Origin of the sequence: Nonomuraea sp. NPDC049309 (assembly GCF_043196965.1) — a bacterium.
In the GTDB taxonomy this organism is placed as follows: Bacteria; Actinomycetota; Actinomycetes; order Streptosporangiales; family Streptosporangiaceae; genus Nonomuraea; species Nonomuraea fastidiosa.
Genome location: NZ_JBICSH010000003.1, coordinates 295787 through 312793 on the forward strand (window position 1 = coordinate 295787; position 17007 = coordinate 312793).

14 protein-coding genes are annotated in these 17007 nt (G+C 71.4%); 5 read left to right on the top strand and 9 right to left on the bottom strand.

From position 1 onward, the window contains the following. Nucleotides 1-81: 81 nt before the first annotated feature. Together eccD and ACGFIM_RS22115 are read left to right on the top strand one after the other, a co-directional pair. A complete protein-coding gene (eccD, locus tag ACGFIM_RS22110) occupies nucleotides 82-1518 on the top strand; it encodes a type VII secretion integral membrane protein EccD (protein ID WP_393203039.1) in 1437 nt (478 codons plus the stop codon). Nucleotides 1519-1548: 30 nt separating this feature from the next. Continuing rightward, on the top strand, nucleotides 1549-1986 hold the full coding sequence (locus tag ACGFIM_RS22115; RefSeq protein WP_393203041.1) for a YbaB/EbfC family nucleoid-associated protein: 438 nt from the start codon (nucleotides 1549-1551) through the stop codon (nucleotides 1984-1986). Nucleotides 1987-2118: 132 nt separating this feature from the next. On the opposite strand, the gene ACGFIM_RS22120 is transcribed toward ACGFIM_RS22115, so the two are convergent. The 6 genes from ACGFIM_RS22120 to ACGFIM_RS22145 are packed head-to-tail and all read right to left on the bottom strand — an operon-like array spanning nucleotide 2119 to nucleotide 6617. After that, complete coding sequence (locus ACGFIM_RS22120; RefSeq protein ID WP_393203043.1) at nucleotides 2119-3558, bottom strand: hypothetical protein; 1440 nt, start codon at nucleotides 3556-3558, stop codon at nucleotides 2119-2121. 19 nt (nucleotides 3559-3577) lie between these two features. Beyond that, on the bottom strand, nucleotides 3578-3991 hold the full coding sequence (locus ACGFIM_RS22125; RefSeq protein WP_393203045.1) for a hypothetical protein: 414 nt from the start codon (nucleotides 3989-3991) through the stop codon (nucleotides 3578-3580). Next, complete coding sequence (locus ACGFIM_RS22130; RefSeq protein ID WP_393203047.1) at nucleotides 3988-5448, bottom strand: hypothetical protein; 1461 nt, start codon at nucleotides 5446-5448, stop codon at nucleotides 3988-3990. Before ACGFIM_RS22130 ends, ACGFIM_RS22125 begins: the two co-directional genes overlap by 4 nt. Before the next feature lie 7 nt (nucleotides 5449-5455). Next, nucleotides 5456-5824, bottom strand: coding sequence for a hypothetical protein (locus ACGFIM_RS22135; RefSeq protein WP_393203049.1), 369 nt, complete (start codon nucleotides 5822-5824; stop codon nucleotides 5456-5458). 40 nt (nucleotides 5825-5864) lie between these two features. Next, on the bottom strand, nucleotides 5865-6176 hold the full coding sequence (locus ACGFIM_RS22140; protein WP_393203051.1) for a WXG100 family type VII secretion target: 312 nt from the start codon (nucleotides 6174-6176) through the stop codon (nucleotides 5865-5867). Nucleotides 6177-6194: 18 nt separating this feature from the next. Further along, nucleotides 6195-6617 carry a WXG100 family type VII secretion target gene (locus tag ACGFIM_RS22145; RefSeq protein WP_393203053.1) on the bottom strand — a complete coding sequence of 141 codons (423 nt, stop codon included), beginning with the start codon at nucleotides 6615-6617 and terminating at the stop codon, nucleotides 6195-6197. 205 nt (nucleotides 6618-6822) lie between these two features. On the opposite strand from ACGFIM_RS22145, the gene ACGFIM_RS22150 reads away from it, so the two are divergent. Further along, the gene (locus tag ACGFIM_RS22150) at nucleotides 6823-7869 is read left to right on the top strand and encodes a hypothetical protein (protein ID WP_393203055.1); all 1047 of its coding nucleotides are present in this window, start codon (nucleotides 6823-6825) and stop codon (nucleotides 7867-7869) included. Between the two features lie 3 nt (nucleotides 7870-7872). Further along, a complete protein-coding gene (locus ACGFIM_RS22155) occupies nucleotides 7873-8670 on the top strand; it encodes a hypothetical protein (RefSeq protein WP_393203057.1) in 798 nt (265 codons plus the stop codon). A gap of 157 nt (nucleotides 8671-8827) precedes the next feature. Here ACGFIM_RS22155 and eccB read toward each other — a convergent pair whose 3' ends face one another. From eccB to ACGFIM_RS22170, 3 genes are all read right to left on the bottom strand, one after another. Continuing rightward, nucleotides 8828-10231, bottom strand: a complete 1404-nt coding sequence (eccB, locus tag ACGFIM_RS22160) for a type VII secretion protein EccB (RefSeq protein WP_393203059.1) — start codon at nucleotides 10229-10231, stop codon at nucleotides 8828-8830. Between the two features lie 100 nt (nucleotides 10232-10331). Further along, nucleotides 10332-11219: a M23 family metallopeptidase gene (locus tag ACGFIM_RS22165; protein ID WP_393203061.1), complete on the bottom strand. Its 888-nt coding sequence runs from the start codon at nucleotides 11217-11219 to the stop codon at nucleotides 10332-10334. A 197-nt stretch (nucleotides 11220-11416) separates the two neighbouring features. Further along, complete coding sequence (locus ACGFIM_RS22170; protein WP_393203063.1) at nucleotides 11417-16009, bottom strand: FtsK/SpoIIIE domain-containing protein; 4593 nt, start codon at nucleotides 16007-16009, stop codon at nucleotides 11417-11419. 332 nt (nucleotides 16010-16341) lie between these two features. On the opposite strand from ACGFIM_RS22170, the gene ACGFIM_RS22175 reads away from it, so the two are divergent. Then, nucleotides 16342-17007 (top strand): hypothetical protein, encoded by a 666-nt coding sequence (locus tag ACGFIM_RS22175; RefSeq protein ID WP_393203065.1) that lies wholly within the window; start codon nucleotides 16342-16344, stop codon nucleotides 17005-17007.

A 17007-nucleotide genomic window follows, 5' to 3' on the forward strand; every position in this document is an offset into this window, starting at 1 on the left:
CAGCCAGCCTCTGGAGTGGTCGTGACCTCGCTCGCCCACCAGCCGATGCAGCCGATGCGACCTGTGCCGCCCATGCCGCCCATGCCACCTGCAGGACCGGGCGGGCAGGGCGGGCAGGGCGGGCAGCCCCGGCCGCACGCGCCGCTGGCCCCGCTCTGCCACGTCACGATCGTCGCGCCGCGCCGCAGGGTGGACCTGGCGCTGCCCGCCGACGTTCCGCTGCCGCACGTGCTGCCCGGCCTGCTGCGCGCGGTCGGCGAGGCGGACGGCGAGGCGACCGCCGCGCCGGGCTGGGTGCTGCAGCGGCTCGGCGGCGCGCCGTTCGACCTCGGGCAGACGCTGAGCGCGCTGGGCGTGCTGGACGGCGAGATCCTCTACCTGCGCCCGCGCGAGGCCGCGCTGCCGCCCGCGCTCTACGACGACGTGGCCGACGTGGTCGCGACCGGCGTCTCCGAGAGCACCGGCAAGTGGGAGGGCCGCCACACCCGGCTGCTGGGCGCCGGCGCCGCGGCCGTGCTGCTCGTGCTCGGCGTGCCCGCGCTGATGCTGTCGGCCAGCGAGCCGCTGGGCGTGACCGTGGTGGCCGGCATGCTCGCGCTGCTGCTGATCGGCGTCAGCGCGGCCCTGTCGCGGGCCGTGGGCGACTCGTCGGCCGGCGCGCTGATCGGGTACGCGGCGCTGCCCTACGCCTTCGTGGCGGGCCTGTACGGCCTCATGAGCGGCGCCACGCTGAGCGGGGTGGGCGCGCCCCACCTGCTGGCCGCGATGACCTGTACGGCGCTGGTGGCCACGATCGGCGGCACGGTCGTCGCCGACGGCGTGGCGGGCTTCCTCGGCACGGCCATCGCCTCCCTGGCGGGAGCGGTCGCCGCCGCCATGGTGATGGTGTTCGGCGTGCCCGCCGCGGGCACCGCGGCCATGACCGTGACCGTGCTGATCTCGCTCAGCCCGCTCATCCCGACCCTGTCGTTCAAGATCGCCAGGGTGCCGCTGCCGCCGCTGCCCACCAACGCCGAGGAGCTGCGCTCCGACAACCAGCGCATCGACAGTGAGGGCATCCTGGCCCGCACCGCCCAGGCCAGCAGGTACGCCACCGGCATGGTGGCCGGCATCGCCATGACCGCGATCGGCGCGCTGATCTTCCTGGTCGGCGAGCCCGGCTGGATGTCCGGCTCGATGGCCGTCGTGCTCTGCCTGGTGCTGCTGCTGCGCGCCCGCGTGTTCGGCGGGCTCGGGCAGCGGCTCTGGCTGCTGTGCACCGGCCTCGCCGGGCTGGGCGCGATGGCGGTGGCGCTCAGCGCGGGCGCGGCCACCGTCGGCGCGGCGGCCGTCGTGATGGCGCTGCTGTGGCTGTCGATGCTGGTCGTCGGGCTCGGGCTGTGGCTGCCGTCCGGGAGGCTGTCGCCGTTCTGGGGCCGGGCGGGCGAGATCGTGGACGTCATCCTGCTCATCGCGCTGTTCCCGCTCGCGCTCGGCGTGCTCGACGTCTACACCTGGATCCGCGGCCTGTCCGGCTGATCCCCGTACACGAGAGGGTTGAGTGACCGCATGATCGAGCCTGACTTCGGTGGCATCGACATCGACCAGCTGATCAAAGACTCCGAGTCCCGGATGGCCCGCGTCGTGGCACTGCAGGAGAGGCTCAGCACTCTCGTGGGCCGCGCGCAGGACGAGGACGGCCTGGTGACCGTGGAGATGGGCCAGGCGGGGCTGCAGGATCTGATCCTGCACCCCAAGGCCATGCGCCTGACCTCCGGCGAGCTGGCCGAGCGCATCAAGCGGGCCTTCGCGGACGCCTCCGCCGACCTGCAGCGGCAGCTGTCGGAGGCGATGGAGGAGGAGTTCGGCGAGAACAACCCGATGCGCTTCGCCACCGACCCCGACGGCCAGATGGAGCTCGTACGGCGGGCGCAGGCGGCCGCCGACCGCATGTTCGAGGACGCGATGGGCCAGCTGGACCGCATCCGCAACCGCATGGAGGGCTGACCGGCGGGCGGCCCGGCCTCGACGTGCGCCGGACGCCGGCCCTCCACGCGCGCCGGACGGGCTCCTGCGCAAGCGGGACGGCCGGGCCTCGTCGCGGGAGGCCCGGCCGTCCGCTGCTCGAGCGGCCGCCGCTCAGCCGAGCTTGTCCGGGCTGGTCTGCACCGGGGAAGCCCAGAGGTCGGTCTCGGAGTCGTAGTACTCCCTGGTGCGCTCCTCGCCGTTATTCTGCCCCGCGGCGCCCATCGCGCCGGGCGGGAAGGCCATGAAGCCGTTCCCGGCGCCCGGCGTGCTGCGCAGCACGGACGGGCTGGTGGCAGGGGCGCCGCTCCCGCCGTACCAGGGGCCCGCGCCCGTGCCGCCGTACGGCGTGCCTCCCGGCGGCTGGGTGTTCGGGAAGATCGTGGGCGGCGTCGAGACGTACGGGTTCGGCGTCGCGGTGTACGGGTTCGGCGTGGTCGTCGTGGGCGGCGGCTGGGTCGCCGTGGGCGTCTGCGCCAGCTCCGTGCGCTGGTTGCCGGGGCCGCCGATGACCGCGGGGGCCTCGTCCTGCCCGGGCTGTTGTTGCTGTTGCTGCTGGTCCTGGCCGGGCTGTTGCTGCTGCTGGTCGCCCGTGCCCGGCTGCTGGGTGGTGGGGTCGCCGCCGTTGGACGGGTCGTCCTGCTGCCCGCCCGGGTCCTGCGGCTTGGTGGTGCCGTCGCCGGTGCCGCCGGTGCCGTCAGAGCCGGTGCCGTTCGAGCCGGTGCCGTTCGAGCCGGTGCCGTTCGAACCGTCGCCGTTCGAGCCGGAGCCCGTGCCGCCGGTGCCGGAGCCGCCCGTGTGGCCCGAGCCGCCGGTGCCGTAGGAGCCCTCAGAGCCGGAGCCGCCGGTCCACCGGCCGTCGCCGCCGCTGCCCGAGGTCTCGGTGACTTCGGGCACGTGCAGTTTCTTGGCCGGCTGGGTGTTCACGGTCAGCGGCGTGATCTCCGGGAGCTGGAAGGCCAGGCCCTCGGCGATCTGCAGGTTGATGTCGACGATCTCGACGTTGAGGTTCTCCAGGTGCCGCCTGGCCTGCTCGTCGGCCAGCGGCGCCAGCGGCGTGTACTGCGCGTTGCCGTTCAGGCCGCTGCCCGTGATCAGGGGCGGCGCGGTGCCGTCCGTGCCGGTGCCGCCGGACTGCCCGTTCGTCACGCCCTGGTTGACGAGGCCGGGAGCCAGCGCAGGGCCGGGGACGGTCGAGCGGTAGTGCCTGACCCGCTCGGCGTACTTCTTCATCGGCTCGCCGGTCTTCTGCATGGCATCGCCGAGCGCGCCCGCGCTGGCGTGCAGCAGCCGCAGCGCCTTCATCGCCTGCCGGGCGCTCGGGCCGCGCCACACCTCCGACAGGTCCTTGGCCGCCTTCATCAGCGCGCCCTGCACGCCGCCCTCGCCCTTGATCAGCTTGGCCGCTTCGACGTAGCTCTTACCGGCGGCCTCGACGCTGTCGGGGTCGGTGCCGTTCAGGTAGTTGACCACGCGCTCGCGGGTGACGCTGATGTCGGGTTTGGTGGCGCCCAGGTAGCTGTAGATCCTGATGGGCTCCCACTGATCGGCCATATCTCATCCCTGCCGCTTCTCACGCACTGCTGTCGGCGTGACCCTTCTCGTAGTTCGCGATGGCCCGCTCCACCGCGTCGGCCCACTTCTCGACGTAGTCGATGAGCTGCCCGTAGCTGCCGCCGAACACCTTGTACGCCTGCTGGGTGTTGTAGCCGAAGTTGCTGGCCACCTCCCACGACCCGGTCTCGGTGGGGCCGACGTTGCCCAGCCCCGACACCTCGCCGATCGTGCCGGGGCCGCTCCAGGTGGCGCTCATGCTCGCGGGCGCGCTGCCGCGCAGTGCGCCGAGCTGCTCGCGCAGCCGCGAGACGATCTTCCTGACCTCGGTGTGGTCGACGTACGGGCCGCGCCCGTCGTCCTCGATGCCGGGGAAATCCTTGGCCAGTTCCAGCTCGGGAACGGGGGATCCGCCGTCGTCAGCCGGTCTCATGCCCTGCCTTTCGCATCACCGGTGATGTGCGGGTCGATGGTCGGCACATCGCTGGTGAAGTAGTCTTCGTCGTCCCATACGTACGCGGCCCGCTCCATCTCGTTCTTCCGTTCCTCCCGCTTCTGGCCGCCCGCGGGGACGAACGGCATCATCGGCGTGCCGCCGCCCAGGCCGCCCAGGCCGCGCATACCGGCCGCGGCCGCACCACCGCCGGCGCCCACGCCGCCGAAAGCGCCGCCGTAGCCGCCACCGCCTCCCGTGCCCGGCCCGGTGACGTAGCCGCTGCCGATCCCGGTGGTGGCGGGGGTGCCGCCGAGATTGGGGTTGGGGTGGCCGCCGAACTGTGACGGGTCCGGCAGGCTGGCGAGCGAGGTGCTCGGCGGGTCGGGCAGGCCGGTGGTGCCGTCGAGCCCGGTGGCGTCGGGGACGTTCACGCCGTTGAGCGCGTTCGTCCCGTCGAGCCCGGCGCCGTTCTGGCCCGTCCCGTCCGTGCCCGTCCCGTCCGTGCCCGTGCCGTCCAGGCCGGAGCCGTCGGGGACGTTCACGCCGTCGAGCCCGGTCCCGTTCAGGCCGGTGCCGTCGTGCTCGTTGACGAGGCCGCCGAGCCCGTCCATGCCGGGGATCCGGTGCTGGCTGGGGTCGAAGAGGCCGTCCTGGTTGGGGACGTCCAAGCCGGCCAGGTCCGCCGCCGCCCCGTTGACCTTTCCGTCGCCGAAGCCGGGGCCGTCGTAGGTGTACCCCGGGGGGGTGACCGGCGGCGCGTCGAACACCGGGATGTCGGTCCGCAGCTCCGCGGGGAACACCTGGTTGTTGGCCGCGGTGGCCTCGCTGAGCACCCGGAGGAACTCCTTGGCTGCCTTCCTGTCCTGTTCCTCCTTCGAATCCCCGATGAAGTTGAAGAAGGGGCCGTCGGTGAAGATGGCCGTGACACCGCCGGCGATCAGGCCGATGCCGCCGCCGATCAACGCGCCGACTCCACCGCCGAACACGCCCACGGCCGCTCCCGCCGCCCCTCCCTGGAGGGCGCCCTCCAGGATGGAGACGTCGCGGTCGGGCGTCTCGGGCAGTTGATCCCCGCGTAAGGCGGCCAGCGTGTGCGCCTGCAGCGTGAGCGCCGGGGCGACGCCCTTGGGGTGCGCCGGGCACTGCTTGGCGTCCACGGGCTGGTCGCTGATCGTGGTGGACACGTCGGCGGCCGCGCCGCGCAGCGCGCGCAGCGCTTTCTTGACCGTCTTGGCGTCCTCGCCCGTGGTCCAGCGCTCGTCCAGCGCGCGCAGGTGCCGGTCGATCACCTCGACGAGGTCGTCGAGGCGCCTTTTGGCGGTGAGCATCTCACCCGCCGCGTCGCGGAGCATCGACGGCTTGTTGGCGGTCAGCGCCTGGCGCACCATCTCCGTGGTGGCACCGTCGAACTCCGTCTGGTCGATCTGCGCCCTGATGGGTGATCTCTGCTCCATCGGACGCTCACGCCTTCAGGGCGTTCGAACGCTGGGAACTGTCCAGCTCGGCGCCGTCGTAGTTCTTCAGTACCTGCTCGAGAAGCTCGATCGCGCTCTCCAGCTGGGTGACGATACCGGCGTACGCGCTGGTGACCGCTGTGATGCCGTTGTACGCGCTCGTCTGAAAGCCGTACGCGGCCGGCCAGAAGCCGGACATGGCCTCGGGGTCGCTGCTCAGGCGGCGGACCGCGCCACCCTCTTGGAAGACCGGCGTCACCGTGCTGTCCTTGTCGTCGGTCTTCTCCGGGGCCAGTTTGCCGAGGGCTTCCTCCAGGTCCGCTTTCGCCGCCTTGATCGCTCGCCTGCTGAGGTCCACTCCACGATCGGTGCCCATGCTCCCCCTTCCTCAGGGCCCCGGCGCGTACGCACGGGTCTTACCTGTGGTCGAAGATCCGGCTGTTGATCATCTCGACCTGCTGCATGTTCAGGTTCGTGACGTTGATGTTCGTCTTGAGCGCCTCGACGAACTGCGACATGTCGCGGGCCTCGGCCTGCCAGAGCTGACGGACCTCGTCGAAGACCTGCTTGGTCTGGCCCTGCCAGATCGCGCTCTTGGCCAGCAGGTCGCGCTCGAGGTCTTCGAGGCAGGTGACCATGTCGTTGAAGGCCTTGGCGAAGGCTTCCTCGCCCTTGCCCAGGCCGGAGAAGTTGACCTTTGTGATATCGAAGATGTCTTCTGCAGGCATGTTGTCCTCCGGAGTGCGTCAGAGACGGCTGTTGAAACCGGCGTTGATCGCAGCGGCGATCTTGTTGGTCGCCTCCGCGCGCTCCTGGTTGAACTGGACGTAGTTCTTGTTGCTGGTCGTGATGTTCTCGGCCAGCCGCTGCAGGCTCTCCATCACCTTGTCGAAGCGCTCGTGCCAGATCTTGTGCACGGCGGCGAAGGCCGCCTCCGACTGACCGACCCAGCTGTGCTTGAGCTCGATGCCGGCGTTGTCGAGGTTGCGCTGGATGGCGCGCAGACGGAGCGCCGCGTCCTCGATGCGCTGCACCGCCGCGATGAGATCGGATTGGCTTACTTGAGTCTGCGGTTCAGCGCCCACAGGCTCTCCCTTCCTTGCTGGTCGGCTTACTACCGCCGACCGCGCGCTGTCGGCACGGTCGTCACAGTAGTGAAGATCGGTCACTAGGGTCGCACGTGATCACGTTAATTTTCCATATCAATGGGATGGAAGGTGCTGATTTGGCCGATAACGTGTCTCGGGTGCGATGTGACTAGGGGGGCGTATGTCGAACTCATCGTCCGGAAGTGACCCGTTCTCTACCGCTCTAGGGAATGCCGGGGGCGCACTCGGCTCGTTCGGGCCCGCCGAGAAGGACCCCGAGTTCCACATGAAGTACTCCAGCGTGCGGAAGCTGGGGAAGAACGTCGGCGACTACGCCCCGAGCATGCAGTCCCTGAGCGACAAGACCCGGGCGATCGACATGCACACGTTCACCTTCGGCCTGATCGGCGGCGGTCTGAACGTGGCGCACCGGTCCGTGCGCGACGCCGCCGCCGACGCGTTCGCGCAGGGCAAGGAGGTGCTGGAGTCCTGGCGGCAGGCGATCAACGACATCGCCACCAACGGTGAGACCGCCGAGGAGGCCAGCAAGATCAATCGGAAGGTCGGCGGCGGGCTGAACGGCGGCGGGATCAAGACGCCCATGACTCCGGAGATGCCCGGGTCGTTCGACACCGATATGCCCGAAGGGTTCGGCATGCCGACGCCCGACCCCAATGCCCTCGATCCGCAGGGCGGGCGCGACCTCGACGACATCGGCGCCGACATCCCCGACCCGAACGATTCGAACCTGCAGATCCCCGATCCGAACGACCCGAACCTTCAAAACCCCGGGTTGAACGATCCGAACCTGCAGAACCCCGGCATCAACGACCCGAACCTGCAGAACCCTGGCCTGAACGACCCCAATCTGCAGAACCCCGCGCTCAACAACCCTGAGCTCAACAACCCAGCGCTCAACAACCCTGAACTCAACAACCCCGACCTGAAGGGGATCAACCAGCCGTCGCCCACCGACCTGGCCGGCATCGACCGCAACCTCGCCAACCAGATCCCCCAGGCGCGGATGCCCGACGCCACCGCCTTCGACCCGCGCGCGACGAGCGGCATGCCGCGGACGAGCCTGTATCCCGAGGGCGGCGTGGGGTTCGGTGGCTCCGGCGGCGGCGCGGCGGGCGGCACCCCACCGCCGGGCAGCATCTCCAGGGCGCTGAACTCCGGCATGCCCATCTACCCGCCGCCCATGGGCGGCGCCGCGGCCGGCAACCGGGAGGAGAAGACCGGCGAGAGCGGACCGTACCTGAGCGAGGACGAGAGCACCTGGGGCTTCGACGAAGAGGCAGGTCCCGCCGTCATCCGCAGCGAGGAGGAGTAGAGCATGGCCTACGAGACCGAGCTCTCCTTGTTCAAGTCGGCGCTGTGGAGCGCCACGGCGGCCATGGCCGTCATACCGTACGCGGCACCGGTGGTCGCCATCATGCACCTGTTCAACATGGACCCGCCCGAGCAGCAGCGGGCCGCCGAGCAGTGGCTCGACAAGACCCCGGTCGGCGTGGAGGCCGCCGACGGCAAGGAGCCGGCCGCGGGCGGCGGAGGCGACATCGCGACCCTGCGGGCCGAGCTCAAGAAGCTGGTCGAAGAGGTCGGCAAGGAGGACTGGAAGGGCCTGTCCTACGCCGCCTTCAAGGAGAAGGCCGAGGTGCTCGACAAGCACCTGGAGCAGCTCGACAGGAACCGGCAGGCGGCCGGCAACACGCTGGAGGTCTCGGCCCAGTGGAGCACGGCTGCCCTCGGGTTCTTCACGCTCGTCGGCCTTCTGATCGACCTCATGGCCGCCCTCGTGCTGGTGTCCAGGGTCAATCCGATCGCCAATGCCGCCATCATGCAGCAAACGATGATGGACGTGCGGGTCCTGCATGAGATGGGGATGCAGCTGCTCAAGAACCACGTCAAGTTCATGCTCAAGGGCTCGCTCCTGCTGACCGCGGCGAGTGTGGCCTACAGCCAGTTCACGCACGACCTGCCGGGCCTGAAGGCCGTGAAGGGCGAGACTCCGAACCTGCTCGAGGCCAGCGCGATGTACAACCCCTCGTCGGGGAACTTCGACACCCTGCCGGGCGCCGAACTGGACCAGAGCGAGCTCAAGAAGTCGCCGATCCCCGAGTTCGGCTTCTGAGCCGGAGTCCCGCCGCTTCCGGGCTGGAGTCCCGCCGCTTCCGGGCCGGAGTCTCTAGCTTCCGGGCCGGAGTCCCGCGGCGCGCGGCGGGTCGCATCGGGCCGCCGCCGCGTCCGGCCCGGCTTGCCCGCCGGCTCGGTCTTGCTCGCCGTCCGGCCTACTTGCTGCCCGGCGTCAGCGGCGTCCAGGCTGCGGCGGGGTCGAGCGCCGGTCCCTCGGGAATCGCGTGCATGATGCTCGCCGGCACCGGCGCGACGTCGCCCGCGTCGTAGCCCAGCTTGCCCAGCACGTCGCCCGACGGCAGCGGGTAGCGCACGCCCTGGTCGGTGATCAGCGACATCGAGCTGGTCACCGCGTCGAGCTGGCCCTCGCCGGGCAGCAGGCCGGCCACGACCGCGCTGCCGGGCGGCAGCAGGATCTGGTCGAACTTGCCCTGCACGGCCGAGGAGGCCGGAGTGGGGATCTGGATCTTACTGCCTGCCGTCACCTTGGTGGCCAGCGAGCCCGACTGCGTGCCGCCGTACACGATGCACAGCGGCACCGAGCCGGAGACGCCGATCACCTTCGGCATCATCTGCGGCAAGGAGGTGTCCATGACGTTCGTACGGGAGGGCGAGGCGTTGGCGGAGGCGGCGTCGATGGTGATGGCCTTGACGGCGGACTTGCCGTACGCCTTCTTGCTCACGGGGTTCTCCAGCAGGAGCATGGCCTGGACCTGCGAGATCGGCGCGAACCCATCGGCGAGCAGCACGTAGTAGCGCCCCGGCGTGCCCTGCACGGCCGGTACCGTGAAGACCTGGCCGACCGTGCCGGCGCCGCGGATCCTCTTGCCGCGCTGCGGCACCTGCGGGCCGTCGAAGTCGTGGCCCATGGGCAGCGCGTTGAGCCAGGCCGTCGGCACCTTCCTGGGCTGCGCGTTCAGCGCCCGCACGCCGTGCGCGGGCACGCGCATGCGGCGCTCGCCCCAGATGAGCCAGTTCTGCCGGCCGTCGGTGACCAGCATCGCGTCCGTGCCGATCGGCCGGCCGCCGACGTCCTGCCCGCCCACCAGGGTCGTGTACGACTTCGTCCCGTTGAGCTTGTCGGGCCCCTCCGCCACGCACACCGACCAGGGCGCCTTGACCAGCTTCTCCTTGACCGGCAGCGAGTCGGGCGCGCCGGAGATGCCGATGAGCGGCCCGCGCGCGAAGCCGGCCAGCGAGGCCGCGGTCACCATCCTGGTCGTGATCTCCGGCGAGTCGAGCACCAGCCGCGCCGAGACGTAGTTGGCCACCGGCAGCAGGCGGCGCTGCTGCTCGCTGTAGATGTACTTGGCGCCGCTCTCCTCCTCGACGAGCAGCTGCCCGGGATCGGTGAGCTTGGTGGCGTTGCCCGGCTTGATCATGCCCCAGATGCCGAACACGGCCATGATCAGCACTCCGACGAGGATGCCGCCGAAGGTCGCGACGTTCTGCCGCCGGGTGGGCGGCTCGGCCACGTCGGGCTCGCCCTGCAACAGGGCCATGCCGAGTCGCTGCTGCTGCAGCCGGTGGGCCTGATACAGGTCCTTTTTGGTCTGCACGGCACCTCCCTGCGACAAAACCCGCGCTTCAGCATAAAGGCCCTGCCGTCCCAGCAGTCCCATCGGCACCACTGAGGCGGCAGGGCCACGCGCGCGAGCGTCAGCCGCAGTGCTCGAACGGGCTGTCGTACTTGGTGCTGCCGATCGAGCCGCCCCACTTGACGCAGGTGCTCTTCGCCGCGGCGCGGATCGGGCCCGCGTAGTACTGGAAGCTGCCCTTGTCGGTCTGCCGCTTCTTGCCCTTGACCTCCAGGTAGGCGGTCATGTTGGCCTTGCCCGAGCCGTTGTTGCGCAGCGTGACCACGCAGTTCTGGCCGGTGGAGGCGTTGTAGAGCAGCACGACGCGGCCCTGGCCCTTCAGCGTGGCCGAGTCGATCTCCTTGAATCCCGCGCCGCAGACCTGGGTGGCGGTGTACTTGTTGCCGCCGGTGGCGGGCTTCTGGCCCGTCGTGCCGCCGCCACCGCAGTTCTTCGAGGTCAACGTCTGGTTCGGGTAGCTGAACTTGGTGCCGTTGAAGGTGGCGGGAATGATCTTGCCGGCGGAGGTGCGCAGCTCGTAGTGCAGGTGCGCGGCCAGCTTGTACTTGGCCGACGTCTTGCCGACCGTGCCGATCTTCTGGCCCTGCTTGACGCTCGCGCCCTTGGCGACCGAGCGGCTGTTGAGGTGGGCGTACAGGGTGACCGTGCCGTCGGAGTGCTGGATCTTCACCACGTTGCCGAAGCCGTCGGTGGTCCGGTACTCCGACATCACGACCTTGCCGGCCGCCGCGGCGACCACGGTGCGCCCGAGGTCGGCGTCGCCGTCCGTGGCGCTGCCGTTGAAGTCGATCTCGTAGCCGGCGGTGTGAGCTGAGCTCTTGCTGCTGCCCACCCACTTCTCGCCGCAGGGGAAGGGCAGCTGGTATGTGACGCCGGCGCTCGCGGTGGACGCGGATGCGGGGGACGTCCAGAGGAGGGGGAGCACGGCGGTGGCACACGCGCTCGCCAAGAGGATCTTGTTACGCACGGCATGGAAGCCTGCCAGTCCGATCATTGTTCGGCTAGCGGTTCCGCGGGATGTTCACCGGAATGAGTCGATTTTTCGGGATATGTGGTGACAGTCCGGCAGGAACCGTGAGCATCCGGTCGCGGCGGGGAGCGGGCCGAGCGGTCGGACGGGCTGGTCGGGTGAGGTGGGCGGGGCGGTCAGTCGTCCGGCAGGGCCGCCTGGATCGGCGTGATCGTCCCCGCCGTCACCAGGAGGCCGCGCCCCTGCGGCCCGCCCGTCGCGCCGCGCGGCAGCCTGATCGAGAACAGGTCGCCGTCGGTCTGCCCCTGCACCGAGAGCAGCACCCCGGTACGCGCCTTACGCGTCTCGGCCACGAACCCCCGGTAGGCCACCGCGAGATCCCCGGTCGTCCCCGCGATCAGCAGGCCGTGGTCGCCGTCCCTGCCCGAGCGCAGCACCTCCTCCAGCGCCGTGCCCAGCGGCCCGTCCGGGTTGACCAGCTCGGCGTCGTCCACCAGCACCACGTAGTCGTGCAGGTCGGCCACCAGCTCGGGCAGCCCGGTCGCCTCGCCGTCCAGCACCGCCACGGCCCCCTCCAGGTCCCGCAGCGGGCTGCGCCTGGGCGCGACGGCGATGACCGGCGTGCCACGCGCGATCAGCGACCGGGCCGCGGTCATCAGCACCGACGAGCGTCCCGAGCGCGACGGCCCGGCGATCACCGCGCCAGGGCCCTGGGTCAGCAGGTCCAGGCCCATCGGCGCGAGCGCGTCGCCGCCCGCGCCGATCAGCGCCCACAGCGGCGACGGCGGGCTGAACTCGGGGTCCAGCTCCATCGCCTGCGCGGCGGTGATGCGCAGCGGCAGCGCGTCCACCCGCAGCGGCGGCCCGCCGGGCCAGCGCCGCCCGGTTGCGGGGCCCGCCTTGCGCGCCAGCGCCTGCAGCGCCGCCACCTGCGCGGGACCGGCGGGGTCGGGGGCGAGCAGCGCGATCTGATGCTCGACGATGCCGTGCTCGGCCATCGACAGCACCCGTCCGGGCGGCAGCGCCGACGGCAGGCCCTTGAGCGGGAAGCCGGCGAGCCCGTAGTCGGCGGAGTCGGACAGCCGCAGCAGCAGCCGGTCGTCGAAGACCGTGGACACCTGGCCGAGCAGCCCCGAACGGTCGCTGGTGACCACCGCGCGCAGCCCCACGGCCGGGCCCTCGCGCAAGAGCTGCAGCAGCGCGTCGATGAGCCGGCCGTAGTCGTAGCCCTCGAACGCGGCCACGAAGCCCTCCCACCGGTCGAGCATGAACACCAGCCACGGCAGCCGGTGCCCGGCCTGCCGGTACTCGGCGAGCGAGGCGTGCCCGGCCTCGGCCAGCAGCTGCTGGCGGCGGCCGACCTCGTCGCGCAGCCGGTTGAGCAGGCGCTCCACCCGGTCGAGCTGGTCGCGGGTGATCACCGCGCCGCAGTGCGGCATGGCCACCAGCGGCAGCAGCGCGCCCGAGCCGCAGTCCACGGCGTGCACGTGCACGTCCTCGGGCGGCGCGTACGCGGCGATCGAGCCCGCGATCGTGCGCAGCGCCGTCGAGCGCCCGCTGCGCGCCGAGCCGGCGATGAGCAGGTGACCGCCGTGCGCGAGGTCGAGCACCAGCGGCTGCCTGTCCTGCATCCACGGCCGGTCGCTGATCCCGAACGGCAGCGGCCGCACCTCCTCGAACTCCTCGCCGGGCGCGTACGCCGGCACCTCGTCAGGGAGGTCGAGCACGAACCGCTCGGGCAGCGGCTCCAGCCACGGGCTCGGCTGCCTGGGCACGCCCGCCAGCTCGGCGGCCTCGATCAGCGCGTCGGCGACCAGCGACAGGTCCGTGACCGCGTTGTCCTCCTCCTCGTGCCGAGGGGGCGGCGGCAGCGGCTTGCCCAGCGCGCGCCAGCCCACGTCGAGCACCCGCACCCGGGCCGCGCCGTCGTCCGCACCGGCCACGGGCCCGCGCCCGCCGACCCTGGCGGTCTGCACGGCCACCGCCGCGTCCACACCCGAGCGGACGTAGCAGCGGCCTGGCGTGGACTTGGAGATGTGCGCCGCGTCGGGCACGTCGATGACGTCGGCAGACTCGGCGGGCTCGGTCACCCGCAGCGCGATGCGCAGCGACGTGTTGGCCTGGATGTCGGCCGTCACCACGCCCGCCGGCCGCTGCGTGGCCAGGATCAGGTGGATGCCGAGCGAGCGGCCTCTGCGGGCGATGTCCACCAGGCCGTTCACGAAGTCGGGCAGCTCGGCCACCAGCGCGGCGAACTCGTCGATGATGAGCACCAGCCGGGGCATGCCGGGCCCCTCGTAGTCGTCGATGTCCTTGGCGCCCGCCGAGTTCAGCAGCCGCTCCCTGCGCCGTAGCTCGGCGGCCAGCGAGTCGAGCGCCCGCTGGGTCAGGTGGCCGTCCAGGTCGGTGACCATGCCGACCGTGTGCGGCAGGCGTACGCACTCCTTGAAGGCCGCGCCGCCCTTGTAGTCGATGAGCACGAACGTGAGCTGGTCGGGCCGGTTGGCCACCGCCAGCGAGCAGATCAGCGTCTGCAGCAGCTCCGATTTACCGGCGCCCGTGGTGCCGGCGATCAGGCCGTGCGGGCCGTCGAGCTTGAGGTCCACCGAGAACAGCCCGTCCGGGCCCACCCCGATGAGCGCCTTCGTGGTGCCGCGCGGCCCCCATCCGGCGGCCAGCTCGGCCGCCGAGGGGACCTGCATGCCCATCAGGTCGAGCAGGCGGGCCGCGCCCGGCAGGTTGCCGCCGGGGTCGTCCCTGCTCACGTCGCGGATGGGGGCGAGCGCCCTGGCCAGCCGGTCGCACCAGGCGGGCGAGACCTGGTCGGCCAGCACGGGGCCGATCACGTCCAGTCCGCCGCCGCGCAGGTGGACGAACCCGTCCTCGCCGCACGCGGCCACCGTCTGGCACTCCTCGGGCAGCAGGCGCTGGTCCTCGTCGATGGCGAGCGTGAACACGCCGGAGCGCGGCCCCTGGCGCAGCACCTGCGGCATGTTCGGCAGCCCGCGCAGCACCTGGGCGCCGTCGAGGATCACCAGCACGTCGTACGGGCGCACGTCGTAGGAGGAGAAGGCGGGCTTCTCCGGCCCGCCGAGGTCGTCCCAGCCGGTCGGCACCTTGCCCAGCTCGGGGATCGTGGTGTTCTGCCGCTCGTCGATGAGCGCGGCCAGCTCGGAGACCCGGCGGGCGGCCGACTCGGGGTCGGTGCCCACCAGCGCCACGCACTCCTGGCCGGCCTGCGGCGCGCAGTGCGGCAGCCAGCGCAGCCAGCCCCAGCGCCGCTCGGCGTCGGCGTGCGCCGACACCACCACGATGGTGAGATCCCGCGGGCTGTGCAGGGTCGCCGCCTGCGCGATCAGCCAGGAGGCCAGGCCGGTCGCCGCCGTGCGCGGCCCGGTCACGCCCGCCACGCCGAGCCGCCGCATCGGCAGCGCCACCGGCACCGACCGGCAGATCGGCGGGTCGATGGGCCCGCCCTGCTCCTCCTTCAGCTCCAGGTCGGCGGGCAGGTCGGCGAGCCCGACCCGCAGCCGCAGCGCGTCGGAGTCGTGGATGCGGCGCTCCCACAGCCGCCGGCGCGGCCCCGTCGCGGTCAGCAGCACCTGCGCGGGGTCGGGCGCGTCGGCCCGGCGCGCGGCCTCGTCGGCGGCGCGGGCCCGCTCCACGGCCTCCTCGTACGCCCGCACCTCCTCCTGGTGCTCCTTGAGCGCCTTCTTGTACTGCTTCTTGCCGTGCCGCCGGTCGCTCCACCACTGACCGATCATGATGATCGGCGTCATGAACGCGACGAGCAGGTAGTACCACTGATTGAGCGCGATCGCGAGCGTCAGGCCGAGCACGGCGGGCAGGAACGCGGCGAGCAGCTGCAGCCGCATGCCCTCGCTCCTGGCAGGCGGCTTCGGCTTGACGAACGCGCGCTGCGGCTGTGGCCTGTGCAGCCTGGGCGGCCGGTTGTAGGCGACGCCGCCCTCCTCGCGCGGCGCGAGATGCGCGTCGGCCGGCTCGATCGAGGTGAGCACGAACACCGAGGAGCCGCAGGTCAGCACGGCCTGGTCGGGCCATTCGACGGGCTCGGTGAGCGGCTGCCCGTCCAGCTCGGGGACCTCGCCGTACCCGGCCGACCGCGCGGCCGCCTCGCGCTCCGCGGTCCGCGCGGTCAGCTCGGCGACCTCGTCGGCCCAGCGGCCCTTGAGCTTGAGCCTGGGGGCCTCCTCGGGCGGGCGCCAGGCCGGCTCCACGGTGATCGACTCCGGCCGCACCCGTACGGTGACCGCCTCGGGCGCGAGCGCCGGGTCGTCCACCGCCATCGCGCACATGGGGTCGGAGCCGATGACGTGCACGCCCAGCCCCAGCCGGTGCACGGCTCCCGCGGCCGGGCCGCCGACCACGCGCACCTCCGCCACGCCGTCCGGCTCCTCGATCAGCGTGGCGCGGGCGAGCCTGGCGTCGAGCGTCACCTTGTCGCCGTCGCGCAGCACGGCGGTGACCCGGGCGGCCGGGTCGAGCGGGCGGCCGTCGCGCCACAGGACGGGCGGCCCCATGTCGGAGCGTTCCGGCCGGCGCGGCCTGGGCACGCGGGCGCCCGCGGTGACCGGCGCGTACGGCGCCCGCGCATGGGTGCCCCGCGCCTGCGGCAGCCGTACGACGTCGGCCAGCGGCTTCTCGTCGCCGAGTGCCGCGCTGAGCGCGGCCACCGTGAGCCCGTCGTCGGCGTCGATCACGACGTCGCGATCGCCCTGCCCGCCGACCACGGTGAGCATGATCCGCATGGTGCCGTCTCCTCGGTCGACTCAGGGCGCCCAAGGTAGCGTCCGGAACGTGGCCGGGTGCGCCTGTTGACGGGAACGGCATGGCGAGCGGTAAAGCAATCGGCCGCATTCTCGAAAAAGCTGTGAACGATGTGACTCGTGTGGCCATCGAGACCGCTTGCCGGAAATTTCGAGATTCGTCAACTCGGTAGAAACAAGTGGCATCGATGAATCCGGCTTGACATCGAGTCACCTGCGAAAGAAGCATGGGTCACCGAATTCCGCCACCTCCGCCGGAGTGTTCCCCGCATAATGGCGTGAATTCCGCAATTCACTCCTGGAGCCCCCCACCCATGAGGACCAGTGAAAAGCCTGCCGCGAACGCGGCGGGGCTGTCCGGCCCTGCCTCGCGCAAGCTCCCCGTACCACCCAGGGAACGCAAGCCGGCGCTCGCCGCGCTGGCCGTCCTGCTGATCCTGGGCGGGGCGCTGGCCACGACCATGCTCGTGCTCAACAGCGGAAACCGGGTGTCCGCCATCCGCGTCACGCAGCAGGTCGGTGCGGGCCAGAAAATCCCCGAGTCGGCACTCGAAGAAGTGAAGATCGCCAATACCGGCATCGACTTCATCGCGTGGTCGCACCGTAAGAAGGTGGCCGAAACCTTCGCCACCGTCACGCTCCTGCCGGGCACGCTGCTGACCGAGCGGATGACCGCGAAGGCGAGCAGCGAGCTCCGCGAAGGAAAAGCGACCGTCGGATTGTCGCTCAAGGCCGGGCAAATCCCGGCCGGAGTGGAAGAAGGCGATCGCGTTCAGGTCATTTTCGTACCGAGCCGGTCGAGCCAGGGAGAAAGCCGCGTGCTCGCCGCGAACGCCCTCGTTTTCGAGGTGAGCGAACGCGCGAAGAACTCCGCGTCAGGACAGATCACCGTGGTCGTCGACGCCGCGGCGGCGCCGGAGATCGTGGCGGCCGCCTCCGCGGGCGAGGTCGCGGTGGCCGAGCTTCCGGGAGCGCGCTGA

Bases quoted from the DNA above. Each gene is read 5' to 3' on its own strand.
- eccD (WP_393203039.1), top strand. From the start codon at position 82: ATGCCACCTGCAGGACCGGGCGGGCAGGGCGGGCAGGGCGGGCAGCCC.
- ACGFIM_RS22115 (WP_393203041.1), top strand. From the start codon at position 1,549: ATGATCGAGCCTGACTTCGGTGGCATCGACATCGACCAGCTGATCAAA.
- ACGFIM_RS22120 (WP_393203043.1), bottom strand. From the start codon at position 3,558: ATGGCCGATCAGTGGGAGCCCATCAGGATCTACAGCTACCTGGGCGCC.
- ACGFIM_RS22125 (WP_393203045.1), bottom strand. From the start codon at position 3,991: ATGAGACCGGCTGACGACGGCGGATCCCCCGTTCCCGAGCTGGAACTG.
- ACGFIM_RS22130 (WP_393203047.1), bottom strand. From the start codon at position 5,448: ATGGAGCAGAGATCACCCATCAGGGCGCAGATCGACCAGACGGAGTTC.
- ACGFIM_RS22135 (WP_393203049.1), bottom strand. From the start codon at position 5,824: ATGGGCACCGATCGTGGAGTGGACCTCAGCAGGCGAGCGATCAAGGCG.
- ACGFIM_RS22140 (WP_393203051.1), bottom strand. From the start codon at position 6,176: ATGCCTGCAGAAGACATCTTCGATATCACAAAGGTCAACTTCTCCGGC.
- ACGFIM_RS22150 (WP_393203055.1), top strand. From the start codon at position 6,823: ATGAAGTACTCCAGCGTGCGGAAGCTGGGGAAGAACGTCGGCGACTAC.
- ACGFIM_RS22155 (WP_393203057.1), top strand. From the start codon at position 7,873: ATGGCCTACGAGACCGAGCTCTCCTTGTTCAAGTCGGCGCTGTGGAGC.
- ACGFIM_RS22170 (WP_393203063.1), bottom strand. From the start codon at position 16,009: ATGCGGATCATGCTCACCGTGGTCGGCGGGCAGGGCGATCGCGACGTC.
- ACGFIM_RS22175 (WP_393203065.1), top strand. From the start codon at position 16,342: ATGAGGACCAGTGAAAAGCCTGCCGCGAACGCGGCGGGGCTGTCCGGC.